Annotated in this window: 6 protein-coding genes; 5 read left to right on the top strand and 1 reads right to left on the bottom strand. The window is 64.8% G+C overall.

Translation table 11 applies throughout. The features are described from left to right. Positions 1 to 2,424 (bottom strand): Rne/Rng family ribonuclease (locus ACEWQ0_RS07250; protein ID WP_476484940.1); only part of this gene is annotated, 2,424 nt, incomplete at its 3' end. A gap of 690 nt (positions 2,425 to 3,114) precedes the next feature. Between ACEWQ0_RS07250 and ACEWQ0_RS07245 the strand changes: the two genes are divergently transcribed. From ACEWQ0_RS07245 to ACEWQ0_RS07225, 5 genes are all read left to right on the top strand, one after another. Beyond that, positions 3,115 to 4,032, top strand: coding sequence for an RluA family pseudouridine synthase (locus tag ACEWQ0_RS07245; RefSeq protein ID WP_476484939.1), 918 nt, complete (start codon positions 3,115 to 3,117; stop codon positions 4,030 to 4,032). Positions 4,033 to 4,063: 31 nt separating this feature from the next. Next, positions 4,064 to 5,311, top strand: a complete 1,248-nt coding sequence (locus ACEWQ0_RS07240) for a lipoprotein-releasing ABC transporter permease subunit (RefSeq protein WP_476484938.1) — start codon at positions 4,064 to 4,066, stop codon at positions 5,309 to 5,311. Continuing rightward, on the top strand, positions 5,304 to 5,987 hold the full coding sequence (lolD, locus tag ACEWQ0_RS07235; RefSeq protein ID WP_476484937.1) for a lipoprotein-releasing ABC transporter ATP-binding protein LolD: 684 nt from the start codon (positions 5,304 to 5,306) through the stop codon (positions 5,985 to 5,987). Before ACEWQ0_RS07240 ends, lolD begins: the two co-directional genes overlap by 8 nt. A gap of 54 nt (positions 5,988 to 6,041) precedes the next feature. Then, entirely contained in the window at positions 6,042 to 8,267 is a 2,226-nt protein-coding gene (locus tag ACEWQ0_RS07230) for a DNA internalization-related competence protein ComEC/Rec2 (RefSeq protein ID WP_476484936.1), read from the top strand. Positions 8,268 to 8,357: 90 nt separating this feature from the next. Beyond that, complete coding sequence (locus tag ACEWQ0_RS07225) at positions 8,358 to 8,975, top strand: MotA/TolQ/ExbB proton channel family protein (RefSeq protein WP_476483253.1); 618 nt, start codon at positions 8,358 to 8,360, stop codon at positions 8,973 to 8,975.

The following is an 8,975-nucleotide window of genomic DNA, read 5'->3' as shown; positions in this document are numbered from 1 at the left end:
GTAGATGCCGCCGCCTTCGGGAATGGCGCCGGAACTGCGCTCGGCTTTTTCCTGCGGCTTTCCGCCACCGCCTGACTGACTGCCGCGCCCGGAGCGCTCTTTGTCCGGCTTCTGCTCCGGCTTCTTCTCGGGCTTCTGCTCCGGCTTCTTCTCGGGCTTCTGCTCAGGCTTCTGCTCCGGCTTCTGCTCCGGCTTCTGCTCCGGCTTCTGCTCGGGCTTCTGCTCGGGCTTCTGCTCGGGCTTCTGGTCCGGCTTCTGGTTCGGCTTCTGGTTCGGCTTCTGGTTCGGCTTCTGGTTCGGCTTCTGGTTCGGCTTCTGGTCCGGCTTCTGGTCCGGCTTCTGGTCCGGCTTCTGGTCCGGCTTCTGGTCCGGCTTCTGGTCCGGCTTCTGGTCCGGCTGCCGGCCCGATCTCGGGTTGGCGCCGCCGCTGCGGCTGCGGCGTTTCTTGCCGCCGCGTCGACGACGCTTTTTCTTCTTTTTCGCCCCGTCGTCTACGGAGCCATCTTCGTCGGGTTTGTGGCCGCGTCGGCTTTGCTGTGGTCCCGTGCTGCCGCTCTGGTCGCCGTTCTGTCGACCGCCGGTTTTCTTCTTCTTGCCGGTTTTCTTCTTTTTCTTCTTGTGGCCGGGCCGCTCCTGCTGGCGACCGGGGCCGGCGGCGGTGCGGTCGCTGCGCTTGCCGGCGGGCTTGTGTGTGCGCCTGCGATTGCGGGACTGATCCTTTTCGTCATCATCGCTGCTGCCGAACAGCCTGTTCAGAATCGCCTTCAGCCAGGCGACCAGGCCGCCATCACTCTGCGCTGGCGTGGGTGCCGGCGCGGTACGCTGGATACGGCTCACGGCTGCTGGCTGTGGGGCGGGTGCGGGCTGGGCCTCGGTCTGTGCCGGCAGGGACTCTATCTCCTCGCCGCTGGCCAGGGCATAGCTCGGCTCGTCGACCGACTCGCTGGTGCGCAACCGCTGCACTTCAAAGCGCGGGGTTTCGATCCAGCGGTTGGCCACCACGGTGATGCTGACCTTCGTCCGCTGCTCGATTTCCTCGGTGGCCTGGCGTTTCTCGTTGAGCAGGAAGTTGGCCACTTCGATGGGTGCCTGAACGATCACCCGCGAAGTGTGTTCCTTCATCGACTCTTCTTCAGCCAGGCGCAGGATCGACAGCGCCAGAGATTCGATCGAGCGAATTGCGCCGTAGCCATCGCAGCGCGGGCAGGTGATGTAGCTTGACTCCCCAAGGGAAGGGCGCAATCGCTGGCGAGACATCTCGAGCAGGCCGAAACGCGAAATGCGGCCGAACTGGACCCGTGCCTTGTCCATTTTCATGGCTTCGCGCAGACGGGACTCGACCTGGCGCTGGGCATCCTTGCTCATCATGTCGATGAAATCGATGACCACCAGCCCACCGAGGTCGCGCAGCCGCAGCTGCCGGGCGATTTCATCGGCCGCTTCCAGGTTGGTCTGCAGCGCGGTTTCTTCGATATCAGCCCCCTTGGTCGCTCGCGAGGAGTTGATGTCGATCGAAAGCAGCGCCTCGGTGTGGTCGATGACCACCGCGCCGCCGGAGGGCAGGCGGACTTCGCGGGCGAAAGCCGACTCGATCTGGCTCTCGATCTGGTAGCGCGAAAACAGCGGGGTATCATCCTGATAGAGCTTGAGTTTTCGCAGGTTGTGCGGCATGACCTGCTGCATGAACTCGCGTGCATCTTCGAAAACCTTCCCGTCATCGATCAGGATTTCGCCGATGTCCTCGCGCAGGTAGTCGCGCAGGGCGCGGATGATCAGGTTGCTTTCCTGATAGATCAGGAAGGGTGCCTTGCGGCTGTCAGCGGCGTCCTTGATGGCGCGCCACAGCTGCAGCAGATAGTCCAGGTCCCACTGCAGCTCCTCACGGTCGCGCCCGACGCCCGCGGTGCGGACAATGCAGCCCATGCCGTTGGGAATCTCGATTTCCTTGAGGGTGTCAAGCAGTTCCTTGCGCTCGTCGCGGGTGATCTGGCGCGAGACTCCGCCGGCACGCGGGTTGTTGGGCATCAATACCAGGTAGCGGCCGGCCAGCGAGATGAAGGTGGTCAGCGCTGCGCCCTTGGTGCCGCGCTCCTCCTTGTCGACCTGAACGATGACCTCCTGACCGCTCTGGACGGCGTCCTTGATCTCCAGGCGCTCACCTGATTCCAGTACCTTGATGGCCGCATCACCGAAGTAATCACGGCTGATTTCCTTCATCGAGAGGAATCCGTGGCGCTCGGAACCGAATTCCACGAAACAGGCGTCCAGGCTGGGCTCGACGCGTGTGATTCGGCCCTTGTAGATGTTGGATTTCTTCTGCTCCTGGGCGGGCACCTCGATATCGAGGTCAAGCAGGGTCTGGCCATCGGCAATGGCCACGCGCAACTCTTCAGGCTGAGTTGCGTTGATCAGCATGCGTTTCATTTGTTTTTCCTCCGGCGCTCCCGGTGACAACGGGCAGAGGTCTTCGGGGCGGGTGCCGGACACGGGCCGGGCTCCGTTCAGGGAGCCGGGGCGGGCAAACCAGCCAGCATTCATCAACGCCGGGCTTGATGCCCGGGCTGGCGGTCAAGGCCGCCGACCCATTGGCGGCGGCGTCTGGCTTGCATGCGGCCGCGCGAGGCGCTGGCCTGCAGTATCTGACACCGAGCCCGGAGGCGATACTTCGCCGGCTCCGGGAGCGCATGATCTTTTTATCAAGGCCGCCAGGTTTCGTTCTTTCGAAACAGGCAGGCGGCACGTCTCAATCCGCGGTGCCGAATCGCGGCGCTTGCGCCCGCGAGGTCGGCGTACAATTCGATCGGGTTGTGACCGAATCGCTCCCGTGGGGCTCTTGACGAACGCTACGGGAGTCGAGCAAATGGTTCTGATACCTGATGCTGTATCGGCCGCTCAAGCGCGACCATGGGCAAACCGAGCTTGTATCGGCATCGCCGGATATGTCAGCATTCATGGCCAGGTGCGCGCGTGTCTTTTGGATCTTGCGGGCCGCTTTTGCGGCGATAATGCAGCCACGTTCTGCGCCTGGCGCGGGAATTTTATCATTGATTCGAATCAGGCGATAGTCGGGTGATAGCCGGCCTGAATCGTTTGCATCGCAGGACCGGAATTTCGATGGCACAGGACAACAAGCCCGGCGGCGTTCGGTATGTCACCGCCGGTCGGGATCGAGCCGGGCAACGCCTGGACAATTTCCTCATGGGCGAACTGGGCCCGGTTCCGCGGGGCCTGGTCTATCGGCTGGTGAGAACCGGGCAGGTTCGGGTCAACGGCGGCCGCGCCAAGCCGATGAAAAAGCTCGAGGCCGGGGACGAAGTGCGCATTCCGCCGGTGGCGCGACAGGCGCCTGAACAGCGCCGCCTGCCCGACGGGCTGGTGGCACGCATCCGCGCCCGCGTGGTCTCGCAAGATGATGATCTGTTGATACTGGACAAGCCCTCGGGGCTGGCGGTTCAGGCGGGCACGGGGCTGGGCTGGGGGCTGATGGATGTGCTGGCACACATCGGTGAGGGCTTCCGCCCGGTGCATCGCATCGATCGCTCGACCAGCGGGGTGCTGGTGGTCGCGCGCCACCACCGGGCGGCGCGCGAGCTGCAGAAGGCGTTTTCCGGCCGGACGGTCGAGAAATACTATCTGGCGCTGCTCGAAGGCAGGCTCGAACAAGAGCACATGACGATCGATTCACCGCTGAAGAAGATTCGTGACGGCAGCGGTCAGCACCGCGTCATTGCTGCGCCGGACGGGCAGCCCGCGGTCACGCACCTGCGCCTGCGCGAACATGTTGGTGACTATAGTTACGTGGAGGCCAGCATCGAAACCGGGCGTACGCATCAGATCCGCGCCCATGCCGCCAGCATCGGGCACCCGCTGGCCGGCGATGACCGGTACAATCAGAATCCGGCGCCGGCGGGGCTGAAGCGACTGTTCCTGCATGCGCATTGTCTGAAGCTGCCCTGGCCAACGCAGCAGGTCTTTTCGGTGCCTCTCCCGGATGAACTGAGTTCGGTGCTGAATCGACTGCGCCAGGGCTGACCGCCCGTCTGACAAGGGAACCCGCGAGCGTATGTATCACCCCTTGAGCACCTTTGTTGGCCTGCGCTATTTGCGCGCCAAGCGCCGCAACCACTTCATCTCCTTCATCTCTCTGGTGTCCATGGGCGGCATTGCGCTGGGCGTGATGGTGCTCATCACCGTATTGAGCGTGATGAATGGCTTCGAGCAGGAGTTGCGCGAGCGCATCCTCGGCATGATCTCGCATGCCACCATCGAGGGCTACGAGCGCCGCTTGCCCGATTGGCAGAACCTGCTTGAGCAAGTAGGCGACCACCCTTCGGTGGTGGGCTCGGCTCCCTATGTCGAGCAGGAAACCCTGATCAAGGGCCGCGCAACCGCCGGGGCCCAGGTGCGCGGCATCGACCCGCGGCTCGAACCACAGGTTTCCGATATTGGCGAGCTGCTGCACCACAACAATCTTGATGCACTCGAGCCGGGGCAGTGGCGCGTGCTTCTGGGCGGCGGTCTGGCAGCGAGGCTGGGCGTGCGCGAGGGGGATTCGGTGACCATTTTCGCGCCCGAGATCCGTTCGACCCCGGCGGGGGTTGTCCCGCAGGTTCGCCGTTTCGAGGTTGCCGGGATCTTCGAGGCCGGCGTGCAACAATACGATACCGGCCTGGCTGTGATTCACTATCGTGACGCCCAGCGGCTGTTTCGGCTGAGCGACGATCAGGTCAGCGGTATCCGCCTCAAATTCGACGACATGATGCGCGCCCGGGCCATCGCCTGGGAGCTCAACGACGAGCTTGGCGGCAGGCATCGCGTGCGCGACTGGACGCAGCAGCACGCCAACTTCTTCCGCGCGGTAAGAACCGAGAAAACGGTGATGTTCATCATCCTGTCGCTGATCATCGCCGTGGCGGCCTTCAACATCATTTCAACTCTGGTGATGGTGGTCACCGACAAGCAGGCCGATATCGCCATTCTGAAGACCATGGGAATGGGCCCGAAGAAGATCATGGCCATCTTCATTGTGCAGGGTTCGCTGATCGGCATCATCGGCACGTTGCTGGGCATCGTTGCCGGCATCACCCTGGCGCTGAACGTCGAAACCATCGTCGCCGGGCTGGAACAGATTCTGAGCACCGACTTTCTTTCCGCTGATGTGTACTACATCAGCGATCTGCCCTCGGAGCTGCGTTTGAGCGACGTCGCCAGGTTCGGAACCCTGGCTCTGGTGCTGTCGCTGCTGTCAACGATTTATCCGGCCTGGCGGGCCGCACGGACCGAACCGGTGGAGGCGCTGCGTCATGAATGAATTTGTCATCCGCGCGCGGGGCCTGTCGCGCAGTTTCGTTCAGGGGCGCGCCGAATTGAACGTGCTCAAGGCCGTCGATTTCGAGGTTCGGCCCGGCGAGCAGGTAGCCATTCTTGGTGCTTCGGGAGTCGGCAAGAGTACGCTGCTGCACTTGCTTGGCGGGTTGGACAAGCCCACGGCAGGCAGCGTGGAGGTCGCCGGAGAAGACATGGCGCAGGCCGATGAAACGCGCCGCGCTGCCCTCCGCAACCGTCATCTTGGCTTTGTCTATCAGTTTCATCACCTGTTGCCGGAATTCACCGCTCTGGAGAACGTGGCGATGCCGCTGTTGATTGCCGGCCACAGCGCCGCCAGGGCCGCGACCGAAGCCGAGGCGTTGCTGAGCCGCGTGGGCCTGGGTGAGCGCCTTGCGCACAAGCCCGGTGAGCTGTCGGGCGGTGAACGTCAGCGCGCGGCAGTGGCGCGCGCGCTGATCAACCGGCCCGCCTGCGTGCTGGGAGACGAGCCCACCGGCAACCTTGATGAACGCAATGCCGACCACGTCTACGAGCTCATGCTCGAGCTCAATCGTGAGTTTCGCACCAGCGTCGTGCTGGTCACCCATGATCCACAGCTGGCCCGCCGCATGGATCGACGACTGGAAATGACCGAGGGCCGGCTCGTGCCCATGGACTGAGCGATGGCAGGCCGGGGCGGCAGGCGTTGGCTTCTGGCTTTTGCGGCAGGTTGCATGCTGGCGCCCTGGCTGCCGGTGTTGCCCGGCTTTGCCGTTCTTGCGCTTATGGCCGCTTGCGCTGGCGCCGGCCTGGCATTTGTCCGCACGCGCGCTGCGGCCGCTTTCCTGCTGGGAGCGCTGTGGTTTCTTGGCGCGGCGCAGTGGCAGCTCGATCGACAGTTTCCCGCGGATCGGGCGGGTCAGGTGGTCAGCGTTACCGGCGCGGTCGCCGATTTGCCGCAGCAGCGCGGACAAAGCGTGCGTTTCGTGCTCTCGGTGGATCGGGCCGCGCGCAAGGCCGGGACGCTGCCCGAGCGCATTCTGGTGCGCTGGTATCGCCCGCAGGTGCGGCTCGAACCGGGCAGTCGCTGGCGCATGGATCTGCGCCTGACGCCGCCGAAGGGGCGAGTCAACCCCGGCGGATTCGATTATCGTCGCTACCTGCTGACTCGTCGTATTGGCGCTATCGGCAGCGTGCGCGGCCGGCCGGAGCCCGTTGCCGGACCCAAGGCGACGAAGGCCCTGGATCGGCAGCGCCAGCGCCTGGCCGACATCATCCAGTCCGAGACTGTCAGCGCCGATGTCGCCGCGCTCAAGCGCGCGCTGGGCGTGGCCGATCGTTCCGCGATCTCGCCGGAGCTGTCGCAGCGCCTGCGCCAGACCGGCACGGCCCACCTGCTGGCCATATCAGGGCTGCACGTCGGCATGGTGGCGGGACTGGTCGGCAGCCTGGCCGGATTGCTCGCCGCGCCGATCTGCCTGTTGTCGCCTCGTCTCGATCGGCGGCGAATCGGAGTTGTTGCCGGTCTGGCCGCGGCCGTGTTCTATGCCGGCCTCGCCGGCTTTACGCTGCCGACCCAGCGCGCTCTGATCATGCTTTCGGTGCTGGCTCTGGCCCTGATGACCCGGCGTGCGATTGCGCCCGGCCACGCGCTGCTGGTGGCCTTGCTGGCGGTTCTTGTGTTCGACCCCCTGGCGCCGCTGGCGGTCGGTTTCTGGCTGTCATTCGCTGCGGTGGCCGTACTGATCTGGACGTTTGCCTGGCGGCCTTCCGCGCCGGGCAGTGGTGCCACCGCGCTGTTGCGTGCACAGTTGATTCTGCTCGTTGGCCTGCTGCCGCTCAATATCGGCCTGTTCGGTCAGCTGATTCCCGGTGCCGTGATGGCAAATCTGGTGGCGATTCCGCTGGTCGGCTTTCTGGTGCTGCCGGCGTTGCTGCTGGATCTGGGCACCATGCTGGTCGGCCTGCCGGCCACACCTGCCGGTGGTTTGAGCGCCCTCGGGCTCGAGTGGCTGCTGCAGCTGCTGGAGTGGGTGCACGGCCTGCGCGGCAGCTACTTGAATTTTCCCAGCCCATCGCCCTGGGTGGTGGCGGTGGCCGCCGTGGGTGCCGTCTGGCTGGTGGCGCCGCCCGGCTGGCCGGCGCGTGGCCTTGGCTTTGTCTTGCTGCTCCCGCTGTTGTGGGCGCCGGGAACGGATCTCGAGTCGGGCGAGCTGGAAGCCTGGTTTCTGGATGTGGGCAACGGACTGGCCGTGTTGATTCGAACGCCTGGAGAGACGGTGCTCTACGATACCGGGCCGGGCGATGGCCAGGGCCGGGATGTGCTTTCGGGCATTCTGCCGGATCTGCTCGCGCACGGCAGGGCCGTCGATCGGGTCATCGTGTCTCACGGTCACCGCGATCACGCCGGCGGGCTGGCTTCTGCAGTGGGGCCAGGCACTCGGGTTCATGCTCAAGGGGTCGACGCCGGACAGCCCTGTGTGGCGGGCATCGAATGGCATGCCGATGGCTATCGCTTTCGCGTCCTTCATCCGACTGCGGCCTTGCCTGATCTGGGACGCAACTCCTCCTGCGTGTTGCATATCGACGGTGCCGGCGGCAGCCTGTTGTTGACCGGCGGCATCGACGCCGATGTCGAGGCCCGACTGCTGGAGCGCTTCGCTGGCCCGCCGGCCGATCTGTTGCAGCTGCCGGCCGGTGGTCACCACAGCGGCAGCAGTGCGGCATTTCTGGCAGCGGTTGCGCCGCGCCATGCCGTGGCTTCGGTCGCGCGGTTCGATCGCTTCGGGCGGGTGCATGCGCCGACCCGCCGGCGGCTCCGAAAATCAGGGATCGCGCTCAGCGAGACCGGTCGCTGCGGCGCCATGCGACTGCGCCTGCGCCCGGGGCACAGGCCGCAGCTGCGGTCCATGGCGACCCTTGCGCCGCGCTTCTGGAGGCCGCGGGCGGGTTGCCCCTGAGCTGCCGCCGACCGCCGAGGCGCGACGTTGACGGACAAACCCGTTATCATGCGCGCTGGATTGGTCAACGCTCGGAGTCGACTCCGAAACATGCTCGAAATCGTTATTGCAGGCGGCTGGCTGATGGTGCCGATCCTGGCCTGTTCCATCATCGCTGCCGCCATCATCATTGAACGTTTCGTCAACCTGCAGCGCAAACGCGTGCTGCCCGTCGGCGTGCTCGATCGCGTGCGCCAGTGGGCTGCCCAGCGCGAGCTGGATCGCCAGCACATCGAGCAGCTCAGGCGCAGTTCGGCGCTCGGCCGTGTGCTCGCGGCCGCCTTGATCAACCGCCGGCGTGAGCGCGAAATCATCAAGGAGTCGGTCGAGGATACCGGTCGCCACGTCGTGCACGAGCTCGAGCGCTTTCTCAACACCCTGGGCACGATCGCCGGCATCACCCCGCTGCTGGGGCTGCTGGGGACGGTGATTGGCATGATCGATGTCTTTTCAGCCATCATGATCCACGGCGTTGGCGATCCTAATGAACTGGCCGGCGGTATTTCCCAGGCCTTGATCACGACGGCGGCGGGTCTGACGGTCGCGATTCCCAGCTATTTCTTCTACCGCTATTTTCGCGGCCTGGTGCGCGCTTACGTCGTCGACATGGAGCAGCAGGCGCTGGAATTGCTGCATACCATCGAGCGCAAGCGGGCCGGCGCACAGTAG

It is taken from the genome of Wenzhouxiangella sp. YN9 (assembly GCF_056324165.1).
This window is presented reverse-complemented; position numbering and strand designations above follow the sequence as displayed.

Excerpts from the sequence above, each read along its gene's own strand:
- ACEWQ0_RS07245 (WP_476484939.1), top strand. The coding sequence starts at position 3,115 with ATGGCACAGGACAACAAGCCCGGCGGCGTTCGGTATGTCACCGCCGGT.
- ACEWQ0_RS07240 (WP_476484938.1), top strand. The coding sequence starts at position 4,064 with ATGTATCACCCCTTGAGCACCTTTGTTGGCCTGCGCTATTTGCGCGCC.
- lolD (WP_476484937.1), top strand. The coding sequence starts at position 5,304 with ATGAATGAATTTGTCATCCGCGCGCGGGGCCTGTCGCGCAGTTTCGTT.
- ACEWQ0_RS07230 (WP_476484936.1), top strand. The coding sequence starts at position 6,042 with ATGCTGGCGCCCTGGCTGCCGGTGTTGCCCGGCTTTGCCGTTCTTGCG.
- ACEWQ0_RS07225 (WP_476483253.1), top strand. The coding sequence starts at position 8,358 with ATGCTCGAAATCGTTATTGCAGGCGGCTGGCTGATGGTGCCGATCCTG.